Origin of the sequence: Clostridium carboxidivorans P7, from assembly GCF_001038625.1 — a bacterium.
Lineage (GTDB): Bacteria > Bacillota > Clostridia > Clostridiales > Clostridiaceae > Clostridium_AM > Clostridium_AM carboxidivorans.
This window is the reverse complement of sequence record NZ_CP011803.1, coordinates 2,982,243-3,000,423: the sequence shown is the minus strand read 5'-3', so window position 1 is coordinate 3,000,423 and position 18,181 is coordinate 2,982,243. Positions and strand designations below refer to the sequence as shown.

16 protein-coding genes and 2 riboswitches are annotated in these 18,181 nt (G+C 29.1%); of the genes, 13 read left to right on the top strand and 3 right to left on the bottom strand.

Annotated elements, in window-relative coordinates; translation table 11 throughout:
* Positions 1 to 28: 28 nt before the first annotated feature.
* The 9 genes from Ccar_RS13115 to Ccar_RS13075 all read left to right on the top strand — a co-directional run bounded on the left by Ccar_RS13115 (position 29) and on the right by Ccar_RS13075 (position 8,084).
* Entirely contained in the window at positions 29 to 583 is a 555-nt protein-coding gene (locus Ccar_RS13115) for a DUF2284 domain-containing protein (RefSeq protein WP_007063190.1), read from the top strand.
* 125 nt (positions 584 to 708) lie between these two features.
* Positions 709 to 1,335: a cobalamin B12-binding domain-containing protein gene (locus Ccar_RS13110; protein WP_007063191.1), complete on the top strand. Its 627-nt coding sequence runs from the start codon at positions 709 to 711 to the stop codon at positions 1,333 to 1,335.
* Between the two features lies 1 nt (position 1,336).
* Entirely contained in the window at positions 1,337 to 2,449 is a 1,113-nt protein-coding gene (locus tag Ccar_RS13105; RefSeq protein WP_007063192.1) for a uroporphyrinogen decarboxylase family protein, read from the top strand.
* A 130-nt stretch (positions 2,450 to 2,579) separates the two neighbouring features.
* The gene (locus Ccar_RS13100) at positions 2,580 to 3,956 is read left to right on the top strand and encodes an MFS transporter (RefSeq protein WP_007063193.1); all 1,377 of its coding nucleotides are present in this window, start codon (positions 2,580 to 2,582) and stop codon (positions 3,954 to 3,956) included.
* A gap of 113 nt (positions 3,957 to 4,069) precedes the next feature.
* A riboswitch (SAM riboswitch) is annotated at positions 4,070 to 4,188 on the top strand.
* Positions 4,189 to 4,541: 353 nt separating this feature from the next.
* Entirely contained in the window at positions 4,542 to 5,021 is a 480-nt protein-coding gene (locus Ccar_RS13095; RefSeq protein WP_007063194.1) for an L-2-amino-thiazoline-4-carboxylic acid hydrolase, read from the top strand.
* A 36-nt stretch (positions 5,022 to 5,057) separates the two neighbouring features.
* Positions 5,058 to 5,792, top strand: a complete 735-nt coding sequence (locus Ccar_RS13090) for an amino acid ABC transporter ATP-binding protein (protein ID WP_007063195.1) — start codon at positions 5,058 to 5,060, stop codon at positions 5,790 to 5,792.
* A gap of 12 nt (positions 5,793 to 5,804) precedes the next feature.
* The gene (locus Ccar_RS13085; RefSeq protein ID WP_007063196.1) at positions 5,805 to 6,518 is read left to right on the top strand and encodes an amino acid ABC transporter permease; all 714 of its coding nucleotides are present in this window, start codon (positions 5,805 to 5,807) and stop codon (positions 6,516 to 6,518) included.
* Between the two features lie 20 nt (positions 6,519 to 6,538).
* Entirely contained in the window at positions 6,539 to 7,246 is a 708-nt protein-coding gene (locus tag Ccar_RS13080; protein ID WP_007063197.1) for an amino acid ABC transporter permease, read from the top strand.
* Between the two features lie 28 nt (positions 7,247 to 7,274).
* On the top strand, positions 7,275 to 8,084 hold the full coding sequence (locus Ccar_RS13075; protein ID WP_007063198.1) for a transporter substrate-binding domain-containing protein: 810 nt from the start codon (positions 7,275 to 7,277) through the stop codon (positions 8,082 to 8,084).
* 1,108 nt (positions 8,085 to 9,192) lie between these two features.
* On the opposite strand, the gene Ccar_RS13070 is transcribed toward Ccar_RS13075, so the two are convergent.
* The 3 genes from Ccar_RS13070 to Ccar_RS13060 form a co-directional block, all read right to left on the bottom strand.
* Positions 9,193 to 9,927, bottom strand: a complete 735-nt coding sequence (locus Ccar_RS13070; protein WP_007060188.1) for a polysaccharide deacetylase family protein — start codon at positions 9,925 to 9,927, stop codon at positions 9,193 to 9,195.
* 378 nt (positions 9,928 to 10,305) lie between these two features.
* Positions 10,306 to 12,147 carry an ASKHA domain-containing protein gene (locus Ccar_RS13065; RefSeq protein ID WP_007060189.1) on the bottom strand — a complete coding sequence of 614 codons (1,842 nt, stop codon included), beginning with the start codon at positions 12,145 to 12,147 and terminating at the stop codon, positions 10,306 to 10,308.
* Between the two features lie 27 nt (positions 12,148 to 12,174).
* The gene (locus tag Ccar_RS13060; protein WP_007060190.1) at positions 12,175 to 13,779 is read right to left on the bottom strand and encodes a PucR family transcriptional regulator; all 1,605 of its coding nucleotides are present in this window, start codon (positions 13,777 to 13,779) and stop codon (positions 12,175 to 12,177) included.
* Positions 13,780 to 14,149: 370 nt separating this feature from the next.
* On the opposite strand from Ccar_RS13060, the gene Ccar_RS13055 reads away from it, so the two are divergent.
* The 4 genes from Ccar_RS13055 (at position 14,150) to Ccar_RS13040 (ending at position 18,178) form a co-directional block, all read left to right on the top strand.
* Positions 14,150 to 14,806 carry a cobalamin B12-binding domain-containing protein gene (locus Ccar_RS13055; protein ID WP_007060191.1) on the top strand — a complete coding sequence of 219 codons (657 nt, stop codon included), beginning with the start codon at positions 14,150 to 14,152 and terminating at the stop codon, positions 14,804 to 14,806.
* A 281-nt stretch (positions 14,807 to 15,087) separates the two neighbouring features.
* Positions 15,088 to 15,252 carry a zinc-ribbon domain-containing protein gene (locus Ccar_RS13050; protein WP_007060192.1) on the top strand — a complete coding sequence of 55 codons (165 nt, stop codon included), beginning with the start codon at positions 15,088 to 15,090 and terminating at the stop codon, positions 15,250 to 15,252.
* Positions 15,253 to 15,403: 151 nt separating this feature from the next.
* A riboswitch (cyclic di-GMP riboswitch) is annotated at positions 15,404 to 15,485 on the top strand.
* 64 nt (positions 15,486 to 15,549) lie between these two features.
* Positions 15,550 to 16,596 (top strand): mannose-1-phosphate guanylyltransferase, encoded by a 1,047-nt coding sequence (locus tag Ccar_RS13045; RefSeq protein WP_007060193.1) that lies wholly within the window; start codon positions 15,550 to 15,552, stop codon positions 16,594 to 16,596.
* Between the two features lie 16 nt (positions 16,597 to 16,612).
* Positions 16,613 to 18,178, top strand: a complete 1,566-nt coding sequence (locus Ccar_RS13040) for an ArnT family glycosyltransferase (protein WP_007060194.1) — start codon at positions 16,613 to 16,615, stop codon at positions 18,176 to 18,178.
* Positions 18,179 to 18,181 lie beyond the last annotated feature (3 nt).

Sequence of the window (18,181 nt, the reverse complement as noted above, 5' to 3'; positions counted from 1 at the left end):
GGAAATATGTGTTTTGAGGAGTAGATATATGAAAATTAATTTTGATGATTTAATTAAAGATGCATTAGAATTAAAAGCTACTTATGCAGCAATGGCAGATACTTCAAAAATCAAGTTTCATGAAGATTATAGAAAAGCTTGTGAAAGAAATGTATGCCGTAAGTATGATACCAATTGGATGGGCCCACCAGCTGTAGGGCCTATTAATGAATTAATGGATAAAGTTAAAAAGTATAAGCAAGGTATTTTAATACAAACTGCACATAAACTATCAAGTTCTTTTGATTATAAAGGCATGATATCAGCAGGTAAAGAGCATAATGAAATATTTGGAAAAATATTTGATCATGTAAAGAATAAATACAAATTTGAGAATGTTCTAGCCTTAAAGGCAGGCTGTTGTGATATATGTGAGAGGTGTACTTATCTTGATGGAGAAAAGTGTAGGTTTCCTGATAAAGCACTTTCTTCAGTGGAAGCTTATGGTATTGATGTTATGGCTTTAGAGAAAAGTGCAGGCATACCTTATTATAATGGGCCAAATACTATTTCTTATGTAGGTTTAATACTTTTTAATGAATGAATATTAAATTATTTAGATTAACAATAAAAAATATTGGAGATATATACTTCAAATTTCTAAATAGTACAATAGATTGAATTAACATTGTATAATTAAAAAAATAAGTTATAAAGGGAGGAAATATTATGAGCAAAAAACTAGTTGAAGCAATGGCTGATCTTGATGAAGATGTAGTATTAGAAGAAGTAAAAGCTTTAAAGGCTCAAGCAACGCCTGCTTTAGATATTATAGCTAGTTTACAAGAAGGTATGGAAATTGTAGGAGATAGATTTGAGAAAAAGGAATATTTCTTATCAGAATTAATTATGTCTGCAGAGGTTTTCAATGAAGCTTCAGAGATAATTGGAGGCATGGGTGAAACGGGTAAGTCAAAAAATGGAGTATTTGTTATAGGAACAATATATGACGATATTCATGATATTGGAAAGAATATTGTAAGTACTGTAATGAGGAGTAGTGGATTTGAAGTTATTGACTTAGGTGTTGATATTCCTACAGATAAATTTATTGAAGCAATTAAACAGTATAAACCTAAAGTAGTTGGAATTTCATGTCTTCTTACAACATGTTTTGATAACGTTAAAGAATGTATAAAAGCAATAGGAGATGCAGGACTTAGAGAAAGTACAAAAATTTTAGTAGGAGGAGGCCCTGTTAACGATGCTGCAGGTGAATATATGGGTGCGGATATAGTAGGTAAAAATGCTCAGCAGACTGTAAAATATTGTAAAAAATTTGTGGGGGTGAAATAGATTGAAAACAACACAAGAATTATACAATGAACGTTTGGAGAGATTTAGAAAGACATTGGCATTGGAGAAAACTGATAGAACACCTGCTATACTTCTGAATGATGCATTTGCTGCTAAACATATGGGATTAAAATTAGCATATGTTTGTGGAAAAGACAGTGTTAAAAAATCAAATGAACTTATAATAAAGTCTTTAAAAGATTTAGGGGATGTTGATGGAGTTAATTCAGCTTATTGTGTAGGACCTGTATTTCCATTAATATTTATGGCGAAAGTTAAGCTTCCAGGACGTGAACTTGCAGATGATATGCTTTGGCAGATTGATGAAGCAGAAATGATTAAGCCGGAAGATTATGACACAATTATAAATAAAGGCTGGAGCAGCTTTATGCCTGGTTACTTAAAAGATAGATTGGGAGTTAATATTGATGAAATTGCCGCAGATTTAGCTTATGCTCCACAAGCACAGCAGAATGTTAGGGATGCTGGGTTTGTATTATATAGCCCTGCTGTAGCTATAACTGTAAATGAATACTTAAGTGGTGGACGTTCTATGACAAAATTCATGAGAGATTTATTTAGAATTCCAGATAAGGTTGAAGCAGTTTTAGATGTTATTCAAGAAAGTATGATTCAAGGTATAAAAAAGAAAATAAAAGAATCTAAACCAGATGTTTTCTTCCTTTCTCCAGCACGTGGAGCTAGTGAATTTTATTCTCCTAAGTTATGGGAGCGTTTTGTATGGAAATATATTAAGGGAGCAGCAGATGCCATTATAGAAGAGGGCGTAGTGTGTGGCATTCATATTGATGGAAACTGGGAACGTGATTTGAACTACTTTAAGGATTTTCCAAAAGGGAAGATTGTATTTGAAACAGATGGTATGACAGATATTTATAAGATAAAAGAAGAGCTTGGAGGTCATGTATGTATCAAAGGAGATGTACCAGCTGCAAAGCTTGTTCTCAGCACTCCTGATGAAATATATAACTATTCTACAAAACTTATTAAGGATATGGGACAAGGATTTATTTTATCTAGTGGATGTTCAATACCTCCAAATGCAAAGGTTGAAAATGTAAAAGCTATGGTTTCAGCAGCTACAGGAAGATAAAAGCAAAATACATTACTTTTATATTAGGACTTGTTATATTAGTAATTTTATATCACTATGGCCAGTCCTTTTTAATTGTTATGATATTTTTTTATAAAACTAACTAAATATTTATAGGGGGGAAAATGTTATGGGAAAAAAATTAAAAAAATCTATTATTAATTTCTATGGAGTACCATCCTTTGGATTTCAGTTGATTGTAAATGTAGAGGTATATTATTTCGCTGCATTTTTAACTGATTATGCAAAAATATCCGCAGCTTTAGCAGGTACTGTACTTATGATTACAAGTATATTTGATCTAGTATGGGTTCCTACTGCAGGAGTTATATTAGAAAAATGCAATATGAAATGGGGTAAATATCGTTCATGGCTGTTAATAGGACCTCCTTTTGCAGTACTATTTTATATCTTAGAATTTTCCAAGATAGGTTCTTCAACAATGAATGCAATTATAATTTCAATAGGATTTATAGTGAGCCATTTAATTTGGAATATTTTTTATGCAGCACATATAGCAATGAACTCTTCTATGACAGAGGTAAGGGAAGAAAGAATTGCTATGGCATCAAACAGAGGTATGTTTAACTCATTAGGTACTATTTGTTTTTCTTTAGTAAGTATGCCTTTAATATTGATGATAGGTAAAGCTATTGGTAATCCTGCAGGTGGATATACTTTTACTGTTATACTTGGAGGCATTATTATGATTGCTTGCTACTATGCATTGTTTTTTATGACAAAAGACTATGCAAATGCTGGAGAGTCCACTCAAACAGGTAAAGTAGAAGAAAAAATGTCTGTAGGTGAGATGTTAAAACAAATAGTAGTAAATCCACCTCTTATAGGATTGTTATTAGGTGAACTTGGAAGATATTTAGGAAGGTTTGTTATTTTTGGAATGGCATTTTATTATTTTAAATATGTTGTAAATAATTTGGCAGTAGTCACTATATTTTTTACAGGGCTAAGTATAGTATGTCTTTTTGGTGCTGTTATTACAAATCCACTAGCTAAAAAAATTGGAGAAAGAAATACTTATATTTTGTCTCTAGCAATATTTATAGTTGGATTGCTCATTGTATGGGCTTTGCCAATGAATTATATGTCATTTATAGTATTGATGTTTGTAGCATATCTAGGATATGGTATTCCTGATGCATTAGGTGTTGCTATGTATTCATCTACTGTTGAATATGGAGAATGGAAAACTGGAAAGAATGCAAGAGGGTTTATTATGTCATTGATAAGTTTTCCAATTAAAATTGCAATATTTTTAAGAAGTATTATTATAACTTCTGTCCTTGTAGGTGCAGGATATGTTGCAAATATGAAGCCTACAGAACAGTTAATAAGTGGTATAAAAAACGGAATGGCATTAATTCCGGCAATTATAATGATAGTAGGATTGATTTTTATTGTATTACTTTATAAAATTACACCTACTAATCTTGAAAAAATGCAAAAAGAAATTGCAGTAAGAAAATCACAAGATGTAAATATTTAATTGTGTTTACAAAAAAAATCTTAATTAGGTATTGACATGGTGAAATATAATGAATATAATCATAATATGTCATATAACAGATAATGACTATTTGAAAATTTAATATATTACGTATCTTATCAAGAGCGGTGGAGGGACTGGCCCTATGAAACCCGACAACCAACATCTATTTTTTAGGTGTACTGGTGTCAATTCCTGCAGAGTAAGCTATGCCTACTCTGGAAGATAAGAAAAATGGCAAATTTATAAATTAAGGTTTGTAATAAGCTATCTTTTTTATCTAAAAAAGATAGCTTTTTTTTTATAAAAAATGGTATATATGAATATTATGACTTGTTTTAAATCAGTGTATTAATTATGAAATGTAAAGTTTAACGCGCGTTTTTATGAATATTTATCAAAAAAATACATCTAAAATTAATAATTTTTTAATTTTACTATTGTTAAATTAAAAAAACTGTAATATAATATGATAAATCAAGAACATAAATCTACATATACCATACAAAGCTTTGTTTGAATATTCAGGCTATACAAAATGTAAAATTATTTGTGAAAAATTAAATTGATTTGGAGGAATAAAAAATGAGTGAAAAAAAGTATACAGAAGAAGAATTAACAACGGCAATAAGAGGAGCAATTGGGGATAGAGCAACTTGGTTTTATCTATTACTTAAAGCTGTAAAAGAAGAAGGAATCGATCCAGATAAAATAGCAAAGAAGGCAATAACAGCATATGGAAAAATAAAAAGCAAAAATTTTAAGGATGTAAATGGAGCTAATGATTTTGCAACTCAGCTTGTAGGAGGAGTTACTAAATGTGCTTTTGGGGCTGAAATAGCTGCAGTAGGAGATAAAAAATCAGAACTAAAATTTAGTCATTGTGCATTAGTAGAAGCTTGGAAACAGCTTGGATGCTCTAAGGATGAAATAGTTGAATTGTGCCGCATGGCTAATTATGGAGATTTTGGTATAGCTAGTAGTTTTGATGGCATAGAATTAGATTTTCCAAAAATGTTATCAAAAGGTGACGAATGCTGTCATGTCATAATAACAAAAAAGTAGTTGTAGATTAAATAATAAAGTTTAGGAAGTGGTTACATGATTGAAATTAAAGAAATCCATAAATCCTTTGGTAAAAATGAAATTCTCAAAGGGGCAAGTATAAAAGTAAATAAGGGAGAGGTTGTTGTAATATTGGGACCAAGTGGTTCTGGAAAAACCACATTATTACGATGTATAAATTTTTTAGAAAAAGCTGATGAAGGTGAATTAACAGTTGGTGATACTAAGATAAATTTTAAGGATGCCACTAAAAGTGACATTTCAAAGGTAAGAAGGCAAACAGCTATGGTCTTTCAATCATATAATCTCTTCCATAACAAAACTGTAATTGGAAATGTAATGGAAGGCTTGATTATTCCTAGAAAGGTTCCTAAGAAGGAAGCTGAAGAAATAAGTAAAAAATTGTTGGATAAAGTAGGACTAACTGATAAATATAATTTTTATCCTTCTCAGCTTTCAGGTGGACAACAGCAGCGTGTTGGTATTGCAAGAGCACTTGCAATTAATCCTGAAGTAATACTCTTCGATGAGCCAACTTCAGCACTTGATCCAGAGCTTGTTGGTGAAGTGCTATCAGTTATGAAGCAGGTAGCAGAAGAAGGTATGACTATGATTGTTGTTACTCATGAAATGTCTTTTGCTTATAATATTGCTGATAAGGTTATATTTATGGAAGGTGGAGTAGTTGTGGAAGAAGGCACTCCAGAGGAAGTATTTAATAACCCTAAGGAGCAAAGAACTAAACAGTTTTTACAAAAAATAGAGCATTAGGGAGGTAAAAAGATGAATAAGATTTTTGATCCTAGTTATATATTCAGTTCAATACCTTCCATTATGAAAGCTCTACCATTAACTCTTATTATTATGATAGCATCCCTAATCTTTGGATTATTATTGGGTTTAATTTTAACAGTAATGAAACTGCAAAAAAATATTGTACTTAAATCCATAGCTAATGGGTATACAGCATTTATAAGAGGAACACCAGCCTTGCTTCAATTATTCTTAGTATTTTATGGTCTGCCACAAGCATTATCCTTTGTTGGAATTGATATTAATGATTGGAGTAAAAGTGTTTTTGCAATAATAACATTTGCCTTAAATAGTGGAGCTTTTATATCAGAAATTATGCGATCTGCATATCTATCAGTGGATGCAGGACAGAGTGAAGCTGCTCTTAGTATAGGAATGAATAACGTTCAATGTTTAAGAAGAATTATAATTCCACAAGCCTTTAAAATTTGTCTGCCTAATTTAGGAAATATAATAATAAGTCTTTTAAAAGAAACTTCTTATGTTTTCACAATAGGAGTTGTAGATATATTAGGAAAAGCAAAACTAATAGGTTCTGATGGTTATGGAGTAAGACAATTAGAAGCGTTCCTTGCAGTAGCATTAATTTATTGGGTTATTTCTATAGTAATTGAACAATTTATTTCGTTATATGAACATATGAACAATAAATCAATTAAAAAACTAGCAAATAGTAATTGTTAATAGCGGAAAGGATGATTAATATGAATTTTGATATTCAATTTGCCATAAATACATTTCCCAAAATATTAAAAGCTGTTCCTATGACGCTATCCATATCTATAGTTTCCATTGCAATTGGTTTAGTTATAGGTTTAATTATTGCTATTTGCAGAACTAATAACATTCCTATTTTAAAAACTATATGTGCAGTTTTTGTGTCATTTATAAGAGGAACACCTATAATAGTACAGCTTTATGTAGTATTTTATGGATTTCCAGAATTACTTACTTATCTGCATCAAAGCTTAGGGTGGAAGGTGTCACCAAATGGTATATCACATATATCCATAGCATTAATAGCATTCACATTAAATGCAGCTGCATACCTTTCAGAAAATATAAGATCTGCTTTAAGTTCAGTAAATAAAGGACAACTTGAAGCTGCTTATTCTATAGGTATGACAAGTTTTGAAGCTTATAGAAGAATTATTTTACCACAAGCTTTAGTTGCAGCATTACCTAATTTTAGTAATGTATTTATACAAATTACTAAAGATACATCTTTAGCATTTTCTGTAATGGTAGTTGAAATCATGGCTGTTTCATCTGTTGAAGCAGCATCAGGATATAAGTATTTAGAAGCTTATCTAGATGCAGCAATTATATATTTCATTGTGTGCTATATATTTGCAAAATTATTTACGGCTTTAGAAAATAGATTAAAAGTTTATAAAAAAATTAGTGCTTAAAATTATTATAATTATGGAGGTAATTTACATGAAAAAAATATTTGTTTCATTAGCTTTAATAACTACATTAGCGGTAGGAGCAGCAGGTTGTTCAAAACAATCCAGTAATTCTTCAAGCAGTAGCAGTAGTGCTAAGGTTGTAAAAATTGCTGTAGTAAATGATGCTAAACCTTTTACCTATATAGATGCAAATGGAGAAGCTTCTGGGTATGATGCTGAAGTTCTTAAAGAAGTAAGCAAAAAACTTACTAAATATAAATTTGAATTTAATGGTATGAGCCAAAGTGCACTTCTTCTAGGTGTAGAATCAGGTAAATACGATTTGGGTACATGTCATTTTTATAAGAGTCCAGAACGTGAACAGAAATATCTTTTCCCTGATGAACCTTTTGGATTAAGTGATTTGAAGATTGTAACTAAAAAGGATCGTAACGATATTAATACAATGGATGATTTAGTAGGAAAGAAGTTAGAACCAATTCCAGCTAATGATGCTCGTTATACTGTAATTAAAGAGTATAATGAGAAACATCCAGACAAACAAGTAAATTTACAATCTATTGAAGCATTAAACACTGCTGATTCATTCAAATTGATAGCTTCAGGACAATATGATGCTGCAGTATATCCTTCAGCTGCTTTCCCTGCAGTTCAAAAAAGTTTAAATTTGGATGTAAAGCTAACAGGAACAGTTACTAAAGTACCAACTTATTTTGTATTAAATAAAAAAGATACTGAGTTAAAAACTGATATAGATAAAGTTCTTAAAGAGTTAAAAGCAGATGGAACATTATCCAAGCTATCAACAAAATGGTTTGGGGAAGATCTTTATAAATAGAATCAAATTTAAATGGATCGTAGTAATATAAGCATATTGTGATGTAAGCGTATGTAAACGAAGTAACTTTCAACTGTATTCCGGCTGATATATGCTGTGAAGGAAAACTCACTTGATTAAGAAGTTCTAATGCTTGAGATATTGAAAAATGACTACCTCCTCAAATGCGACGTCCTGGCAAAAATTACGCCATTTTTCAATATCTCAAGCAAAGAACTTCTAAAATTCGTTCGCATCTTCCTTCACAGCATATATCAGTCTCCATACAGTTGAAAGTTACTTCTTAGTACATTGCGTGTACACATAATACATTATGATAGACTTTCAATAAAAAGCGTAGCTTTCATAATACTTAATAACTAGTTTATACATACGTTGACTATTTTAACAATACCCTAATGGCATAGCCTGTAAAAATAGTATAACTATTGATTATTAACTATATTTCAAATATTTACGTATTTTGATGTTATATTTTTCAATAACTTAAATACCAATTCCTTTTAAAGTGTTTCTATAAAATAAAAAAAGCTGATATTTAAACTAAATATATTAGTAAAACAGCAGGCTCCGCCTTAGTTTTATATATTATATATAGTTAAATATAATTTGACTTACTAAAATTATTCATAACAATGTAATTAAGAGCGTACACTTGAACTTGCTAGTTTGAATTTTAACTTTTATGCAGTGATATATGATAAGGGTGTCATCACATTAGCTAAATTGTTTTAGTATTATTCTTAGCTCAAAATTTTTGAAAGTCTTAGAACTTTAGTCCTGTCTGAGGGAACCGAGTTTGACAAAGTTCTTAGGCTTTCAAAAATTTCGAGCTTTAGAATAATTAAAACATTTAGCCGTGATGACACCCTTATCATATATCACGGAATGAAAGTTAAAATCCAAACTTCAACTGCACCTTTGTGTCGCACAATTTTTACCTTGCACATTTATCTATTCATTGCAATCCGTAGATGGAAACAAGAAATCAAATAAATTAAAAGATTTTTTAGTTATAGAAAAATAGAGTTCAGGAGTATATTTGGTAATTGTTTTAAACTCATATCCTTCATCTTTCTATCCTCCAATATAATTTTGTGAAAAATATTTAATTAGAAGGATGCCAGTAAAATTCTGGAGTATCTTTTGTAATTGATCTAAATTCATATCCTAGTTTTTTATAATGTTGAATGATTTGGGGCAAAGCTTTATAGGTATTTACATTTGTATTAGTACAATGCATTAAAAAAACCATATAAGATATTCCATTACCTCTGGCAATTGCTTCTCTAGTGAATAGCTCTGGAGAGGTATTAGGTCTCACACCATCAGAAATTGAAGCATTCCAATCATAAATTTTAAAATTATGAGCATGTAATTTTTTTAGGAAGTTATTGTTTAAGTGAGGATTACTACCATATGGAAATCTTATTATATTTGGTTGAATTCCAATTACTTTTTTTATTTCTCTTGAGGTTTTTATCATTTCTTTAATAAATTCATCTTCGCTGGAATATATTTGGTTATATTTATGGCTATAAGTATGCAATCCTATACTGTGTCCTTCATTATATATTCTCTTTAAAATTGGCTCTCTTCCTTGAATCATACTTCCTACTACAAAGAAGGTTGCTTTTACGTTATTTTGTTTTAAGATATTCAGAATATCATTGGTTACAATAGAGCTAGGTCCATCATCAAAGGTTAAATAAATTATCTTGTTATCAGTGTTTAAAGGTGCTGCCTTGGCTTTCCATATTTCAAAGCACAATTTATTAGTTATTACAAAGGTACATAGTAAAAATACTGCAAGAAAAAATGAAATTATCCTTTTTCTTTTCAAAATACACATCTCCTTAACTTATATAAAGAAAGTTTTAGTAATTTGATAAAGTATTTAATGTAGACAAAAGATTTTAATTTAAGTTCCAATTATTATTTATTGTTACTGTTTAATAAATATTTAATTACTAGTAAATTCTACATAAAAATATTTATGCAATAAAAAAATCTCTTCACAATAAGGAGAAGAGATTAAATCTTTAACAAGTTTTAAGATGAATTAGTATATATTTAAAGTATCTTGTAGTTGAATCTTATGAAAATATTGCTAAACTGTAATACCATTAACTCCAAATGTAGGTTCCACAAAAGATATTTTTTACAGAAGCAAATAGTAAAAAACTCTTTATATGTTTTTAGTAATATGTTTAGTGTTACATTAAAATTGCATCCCTTTAGCAAATGCTCTATTAAAGTTCTTTTGAGCACCTAATTCAATATATTTTACTGTAGATGCAATATTATTAGAACGCTCATATTCTTTTCTTGATAGTAGGGCTAGTTTTGAACCGGTACCAGCAGCATTTCCCACCATTTTAACTTTACCTTCAAGATCCTTGGGAATTAAACCTATAACACAAGCACTATGAGGATTCATATAGTTTCCAAAGGCACCTGCTAAAAGCACCTCTTTTATGTCACAGGTTGTTATACCTAGTTTATCAATGAGGATGTTAATACCAGCTGAAATAGCTCCTTTGGCCAATTGAAGTGCTGTTATATCATTTTGTGTGATCATAATAGGACGTCCATATGATGTTTCGTTCTCAGGTACAACTAGAAAGGCATTTGTATCGTCATAAGTAATAATATGTTTTTCAAATGCTTTTGCAGAAGGATTCGTAAATTCACTTGGAGATAAAATCTTTCCTCTCTTATTAATGATACCCAATTCTACAAAACCTGCAATTATATCCAAAAGTCCAGAACCACAAATGCCTTCAGGTTTACCATCTCCAATAACTGTGTAAGTCATTAACTTTCCAAAATTAACGTGATCTATAGCACCTTTAGCACCTCTCATTCCACTGCTAATTTGAGCTCCTTCAAAGGCAGGACCTGCAGCAGCAGAACAAGATACAAGTTTTTTTGAATTTCCTAATACAATTTCTCCATTAGTACCAATGTCAATAGCCAATTTTATATCTTCGTTTTTATCCATTTCTGTGGCAAGAATTACAGCTACGGTATCTGCACCTACAAAACCTGCAATGGTAGGAAGTACGAAAATTTTACCACAAGGGTTAATATGGAGATTAAGATCTGATGCATTTATATTTATCGGTTCACTTATTACAGGAACATAAGGTATAGCTGCAATATATCTAGGTGTTAAACCTAAAAATATATGGTGCATGCAAGTATTTCCTACTATGGTGATGCTGTACACATCTTCTCTTTTCATAGATGCTTTATTTAAAGCATCTCCAATTAATTTATCAATTGCCTTTAAAATGGTAGATTGCATCATTTTTATACCATTTGCATTTTGATTAGCATAGGTTGTACGAGAAATTACATCTGCACCAAATTTAACTTGTGGATTTAGAGTAGAAGAAATGGATAATTCTCTTCCAGTATTTAAATCTATTAGATATCCTACAATAGTCGTAGTTCCAATATCAAAAGCCATACCTAAAATTTTTGAAGAGGTATTTCCTTTTTCTATTCCAAGTATTTCACTATCATCATTAATTACAGTGATTTTATGCTGAGCTTCACGAATTATATCTGGTAAATATTTCAAAGTAGAAAATTTAATTTTTATATTTTGATAGCTGCTGTTTTTTAATGCTAACTTTTCTTTTAAACGTTTTAGATCAGATTTTTGTTCTTCAAGAGAAGGCAAGTCCACTTCCACATAAGTCTTGTCAATGAGTGGATTAACATTAGAAGTTCTTTCAACAGACCATTGTAATATATTATGTAGATTATCATTATTTTTGTGTAATTCTACAGTTAAATTGTCATGAATTTTTATTTCACAAGCAAGGTGGATACCTTGTAAAAGTTCTTTTTCAGTTAAATAGTTTTGTTCCTTAAGAGTAGGTGGTAAGGTTTTTGGTAGAATTTTAATACGACATTTACCACAATTGCCTATACCACCACAAGGAAAATCAAAATCGATGCCTGACTTAATGATAGCCTCCTTAATTGTAGAGCCTTCAGGCATAAGAATTTCATCATTAAAAGGTTTAAAAACAACCTTATAAGTATTCATTATATTACCTCCAAAGTATGTATTTTATTATATGCAATTGTTTTCAGAGGATTTATCATCAGTGTTTAATTCATTAAATGATTTAGTCTTATCAATGTAATCTAATATAATAAAGGTTAAAATGAGTTTAAAACTTGTAATAGAATCGTTTAAATTAATATCCATAATTTGCTGGATTTTTTCAATACGATGGGCTAAAGTACTTCGACAAACCTTTAGAACATCAGCTGTTTCTAATTGATTTTTTCCATTTAGCAAATAAGTATAAAGGCTTTTCATGTAATCTGTATTGTTTGTATGGTCATATTTTATTAAAGAAAATATTGAACTTAGACAAAAATTTTTTAAATTACCTTGAGATGAACACAGTTGTAAAAGATGATGTATTGTAAAATCCTCATATAAAAAAAAGAATTCGTTTGTTTTTAAAGTTATACCAAGCTCAATAGCCTTTAAGGCTTGTTCATAATAGCTTTTCATATCAGTTAAATTATGAAAGCATCGACTTAAACCAACAAAAATTTTATTTTTTTGTATAAAGTCAAGTAATTTTGAAAAGGTTTTATCTGTAGGGGATATTTTATTATTGCAGTTTATGATTACAACAATGGTATCCTTATATATAATAGATTTACTATCTACAAGCATATAGTCAATTCTATCTCTTATTTGATTTAATGGAATATTCACAAAGTTATTTTGAGGCACATTTAGTACCATCACATAAAGATTGTGTTTAAAGTGTAAGTCTAAAAACTTTAATCTTCCATCAATGGTCATTTTGTCAATTTTCTCACCACTAAGTAAATGAATAATAAAATGTTCATACCTTGATCCTTTGGTATTTTCAATAAATCTGCTTCTTTGCATTTCAGATGCAATTACTTTACACAAAGTAAAAACCAATTCCATATCATTTTCGCTGAAAGGTTTGTTACACTCTAATGCAGCTAAATATCCTACCACTTTATTATCAATTTTAATATTTGATATTATTCTAGGAATTCTAAATTTATCCTCACTCATAAAAACAGGAGAAGTACTCTTATGAACCACTTCGATAAATTTCTTCACATTTGCCATAGGAACAAAATTATAGGAACAATATCCCTTAGTAAACAGTTCAACCCATATAGGATCACTTGGATTGATGTCTTTAGAATGAGCAATAATTTTAAAGCTTAAATCTATAACACATATTGGATTTCCTAAAAGTTCAGAAGCAACATTTACTATATGTTTGATGCCTTTTCCACTGGTTAGAGAATCCAGTAATGTTGCTGAATTTAAAGCAAGAGTTTGTTCGGACTCTACAACTGATTGAAGGTCGTTAAAAACTGCAGCTAAGTCTATATCATTGTTTAATAATATTAAGTTTAACATAGGATTTTTTATATGTTTGTGAGGTAAAGTTTTATTTAAAATACAAACTAAATTAATGACAGTATTTTCAGGAAATACTTTTGGCAAATTTGATACTGTACTAACATATAAACAATTATCCTGGAATGAGCATTGATTTTTTTGTAGTAATTTAATTGATTTAATTGATGTATTACAGTTTGGTGAAATGTGTAATTCAGGATTATAGTTTCTTAGCTTACTTAAAAAAGTACTTAAATTTATTTCCATAAAAAAACACCTCTTATAAAAATAATAATCCATTATGAATAAAATTTAAATAGTTAATTTAAAATTGCAACTCATAACCATAAACTTTATACATTAAATATTGATTTTTTAAGGCAATATACAAAATTGATTTTAAAAATTAATAGTGTTTATAATAGATATATGTTAATAGATTATCAGAAAAATTAGAGTAATAATATATGCATGATGTTTACTTTTAGGTGCTTAATTTGAGCATTATGTAAGATGTTTTAGTGATATATTTATGGTAATTTATATATAAGCACAAGGTTATCTCAGATTTAATGAGTGATCTTTTAATATAAGAAAAGATTTATTAATATATTATACGAATTGGAGAGGATATTTTATGAGCAAAGAACTTATAAAAGCAATGGCAGAGCTTGATGAGGATAAAGTAATTGCACAAATAAAAGCTCTTATAAAAAATCATGTGTCTCCTATGGATATTATTGGATGTTTACAAAAAGGCATTAGTATAGTTGGAAAGAGATTTGAAGAAAAAATTTACTTTATGTCAGAACTTATTATATCTGGAGAAATATTTAAAGAAGCTTCCGATATATTAGGACAAAAAATTCTTCCAGGGACATCAAAACATGGAGTATTTGTTATAGGAACTATTTATGGAGATATTCATGATATTGGTAAAAATATAGTAAGTATTGTTATGAGTAGTAATGATTTTGAAGTTATAGATTTAGGTGTTGATGTGCCTACGGAAAAATTTATTGAGGCAATTAGAAAATATAGACCTGAAGTAGTTGCTATTTCATGTCTTCTTACTAATGGTTTTGACAACGTAAAGGAGTGTATACAAAAAATTGAACAGGAAGGTCTTAGAGAATGTGTAAAGGTATTGATTGGAGGAGGACCTATGACTGAAGAAGCTCGTGAATATGTAAAAGCCGATGTAGTTTGCAAAACAGCTCAAGAAACTGTAGAGTATTGCAAAAAAGTATATAATAAAGGTGAAAGAAAAAATTACTTGAGAGTTATCAAGTGATTCTTAGAATTTCAATAACAAATTTTAATAATAATTTTTAAAGGTATAGTTATTTAATTTTAGGAGAGAATATATTTTAAAGTAAATACAATATATATTGTCATAGGATTTAGTTATAAAATTTGTAGTGTAAATTCTATGCTTTGATTATGTTGTGTTTACCAATGGTAATAAATTTACAATAATATGTGGGTTAATTATTTTTAGACAATGTTCTGATAGTATATAGATAATTAGTCAAAAATTAGTTAAAACCCAGGTTATTCAGGAGGTATATAGGTATGTCAGATAAGACTCTAGTATGTAAAGATTGTAATTCAGAATTTGTTTTCACAGAAGGAGAGCAAGAATTTTATAAGGAAAAAGGATTCGAAAATGAACCACAAAGATGTCCATCTTGTAGAAAATCAAGAAAACAGCAAAGAAACAATGATAGAAGATATTGATAATAATATAACTTTTTGTCATGTTTGTAGGCCCTGATCTTTTAAAGTTCAGGGCTATATGTTTTTGTTGACAGTTTACAAAATATAACATATACTTGTTGTAAGATACAATAATGTATATAATAGGTTTTTGATATATAAAAATAGGTTTTATTATATTGGAAGCGTTGAACTACATACTTAATTGGGCACTTTGTATGTAGGAAGCAGCTAGTGCAACCGGCCAAATATTGATTTGGCCGGTTTTTTATATTTTCAATAATAAATATGTAAAATTTGTTTGATGGAGGAATTCTTATGATTTGTGCGCTTATTATGGCTGGTGGAAAGGGGAAGCGCTTTTGGCCTCTTTCTACAGAGAAAAAACCTAAACAATTTTTAAATTTATTAGGAAAAAAAACTATGCTTAGAATTACATTTGAAAGGATAGAAAAGTTAATTCCCAAAGAAAGAATTTTTATTGTTACTTCAAAACAATATACTAATTTGGTAAAAGATGATATTCCGGAATTGTGTTTAAAAAACATAATAGTAGAGCCATCAAGTAAAAATACTGCTCCCTGTATAATACTTTCTGCACTTACAATCAAAAAATACTATGAAGATGCTACATTGGTAGTGCTGCCTTCAGATCATCTTATAAAAGATGATGATGAATTTATAAATACTTTAAAAACAGCGGAAAAGTTTATAGAAAAGAATGAACATTCTGTTATTACATTGGGTATAAAGCCTAATAGATTGGAAACTGGATATGGATATATAAAATGCAGTAACAATTATACTAATATACATGAGAAAAAAATATTTAAGGTTCATAGTTTTGTTGAAAAACCAGATGCGTATAAGGCTGATAAGTATTTGAAAAGTAATTCATATTTATGGAATTGTGGAATTTTTGTGTGGAAGATTAAAACCATATTGGATTTATCAGAAGAGTGTGCCAGGGATATTTTTCAAAAGTTAAGTGAAGCTGAAAATTTTTTTGGTAATGAGCTGAAATTTATCCTAGAACAAAATTATAAGGAGATAGAAAGTATTTCAATTGACTATGCAATTATGGAAAATGTAAAAGATATTTATGTTATACCTTGTAAATTCCATTGGGATGATTTGGGGAATTGGACAAGCATAGAAAGATATAGAAAAAAGGATAAGGAAGAAAATGTAGTAAATGAAAATAGTATTATGTACAAATCTAAAAGAAATATTGTTATAACTAAAAAGAAAGCTCTTCTTAATAACGTAGAAAATTTAATTGTGGTAGAAACAGAAGATTATATTCTTATTTCTTCCAAAGAAAAGGAACAAGAGATAAAAATAGCTAGAGAATTGGTTAAATAATTTAGGAGTTTTTATAATGAACAATACTTATGATAATTTTAAAATTACATATAATTTTCCTGAAGCAAGTAAAAAGGATGTAATTTGTATATTTCTATTTATATTTATTTGTGAATCAATTCTAGGAATATATTTTGGATATTTTAAGGGGATTGTTTTAAATGATGCACTAAGTAGAACAGCAAATTCTTTTTATGTTTTATTTGTTAAACCTAGAAGATTTGCTTCTGTTGGGCTTGTTTGGAATCCACTGCCAAGTGTATTGCAATTGCCATTAGTTGCATTATCAAAAATTTGGAGGCCAATGGTATCTAGTGAAATAGCAGGTAGTATAATTACAGCATTATTTGCTGCATTAAGCTGCATATGTGTTTATAAAACTTTTATTAGATTAAAGGTATCAAGGATTTACAGCATTATTTTAATAGCTTTATATATCAGTAATCCTTTTATATGCTTTTACGGCTCTAATGGAATGAGTGAGATGATATTTTTCTTTACTATTATTTATACTATTTTATGTTTGACTTTATGGATAAAAGAAGGAACTGCAAATTATATAATTAAAATGGCTTTTGCATTAGCCATAGCGTTCTTTTGTAGATATGAAGCAATCCCTTTTGCACTGGCCGTGGGAATAAGTGTTATATTGATAATCTTTTTTTGCAAGAGAGAAAGAAAATTTATTCATAATAATAGTCTTAAGGAAAAATATTTTTATGCAGAAAGCAGTATGGTAATTTTATATACTCCTCTCATATATTCAATAATTTTATGGATATTATTTAATTGGGTTATAAGTGGGAATCCTTTATATTTTTTAAACTCATCTTATTCAAATACAGCACAAAGTCAGTATGCAGTATCTATCACAAGTTTTAGCTATGCGTTTAAATATGTTTTAAAAAAATGTATACCGTTTATTCCATTATTTATCGGAATTACAATAGTAAGAATTAAGAATAAAAGATTAGTAAAAATTGATTTTTTAATATTAGTAATAATGGTATTAATTATGATAGTTTTTCACCTTTTAATGCTCCTTAAAGGAAATTCTTATGGATGGTTAAGGTTTTTTTCCTATTCATTGCCCATATGTTTTGCATGGATACCTTATGAATTATCACAAATAAGCATTAAACATAGAAAGTTGGAATTTTCAATATTAGTTGTTTCACTATTAATATCTTCAATTTTAACAGGAACAACTTTATCCGACCCTAATCTATCAACAGAAGAACACAATTTAATTATATCAAATGAGAGTCGTAGAGTAGCAAAATATATAAATGATGAATTAAGTGATCAAATTATATTAACAGATTCTTTTTTAACCTCAGGAACAATAGTAGATGTAAAAAATATTAATAACTTGATAATAAGTAGTAATTTGAATTTTAAAGAAGCTGTAAAAAATCCATGGAAATATGAAATTGGATATATATTAGTTCCAGATAAATCAGGTGTAGGAAAGCTTGATGCCATCAATGTTGCATATCCCAATTTATATCAGAAGGGAGAAGAATGGTGCACATTAGTGGAAGAATTTGATGGGTACAAGCTGTTTAAAGTGAATTATTAATAT

Bases quoted from the DNA above. Each gene is read 5' to 3' on its own strand.
- Ccar_RS13115 (WP_007063190.1), top strand. From the start codon at position 29: ATGAAAATTAATTTTGATGATTTAATTAAAGATGCATTAGAATTAAAA.
- Ccar_RS13110 (WP_007063191.1), top strand. From the start codon at position 709: ATGAGCAAAAAACTAGTTGAAGCAATGGCTGATCTTGATGAAGATGTA.
- Ccar_RS13100 (WP_007063193.1), top strand. From the start codon at position 2,580: ATGGGAAAAAAATTAAAAAAATCTATTATTAATTTCTATGGAGTACCA.
- Ccar_RS13095 (WP_007063194.1), top strand. From the start codon at position 4,542: ATGAGTGAAAAAAAGTATACAGAAGAAGAATTAACAACGGCAATAAGA.
- Ccar_RS13090 (WP_007063195.1), top strand. From the start codon at position 5,058: ATGATTGAAATTAAAGAAATCCATAAATCCTTTGGTAAAAATGAAATT.
- Ccar_RS13085 (WP_007063196.1), top strand. From the start codon at position 5,805: ATGAATAAGATTTTTGATCCTAGTTATATATTCAGTTCAATACCTTCC.
- Ccar_RS13080 (WP_007063197.1), top strand. From the start codon at position 6,539: ATGAATTTTGATATTCAATTTGCCATAAATACATTTCCCAAAATATTA.
- Ccar_RS13075 (WP_007063198.1), top strand. From the start codon at position 7,275: ATGAAAAAAATATTTGTTTCATTAGCTTTAATAACTACATTAGCGGTA.
- Ccar_RS13065 (WP_007060189.1), bottom strand. From the start codon at position 12,147: ATGAATACTTATAAGGTTGTTTTTAAACCTTTTAATGATGAAATTCTT.
- Ccar_RS13060 (WP_007060190.1), bottom strand. From the start codon at position 13,779: ATGGAAATAAATTTAAGTACTTTTTTAAGTAAGCTAAGAAACTATAAT.
- Ccar_RS13055 (WP_007060191.1), top strand. From the start codon at position 14,150: ATGAGCAAAGAACTTATAAAAGCAATGGCAGAGCTTGATGAGGATAAA.
- Ccar_RS13050 (WP_007060192.1), top strand. From the start codon at position 15,088: ATGTCAGATAAGACTCTAGTATGTAAAGATTGTAATTCAGAATTTGTT.
- Ccar_RS13045 (WP_007060193.1), top strand. From the start codon at position 15,550: ATGATTTGTGCGCTTATTATGGCTGGTGGAAAGGGGAAGCGCTTTTGG.
- Ccar_RS13040 (WP_007060194.1), top strand. From the start codon at position 16,613: ATGAACAATACTTATGATAATTTTAAAATTACATATAATTTTCCTGAA.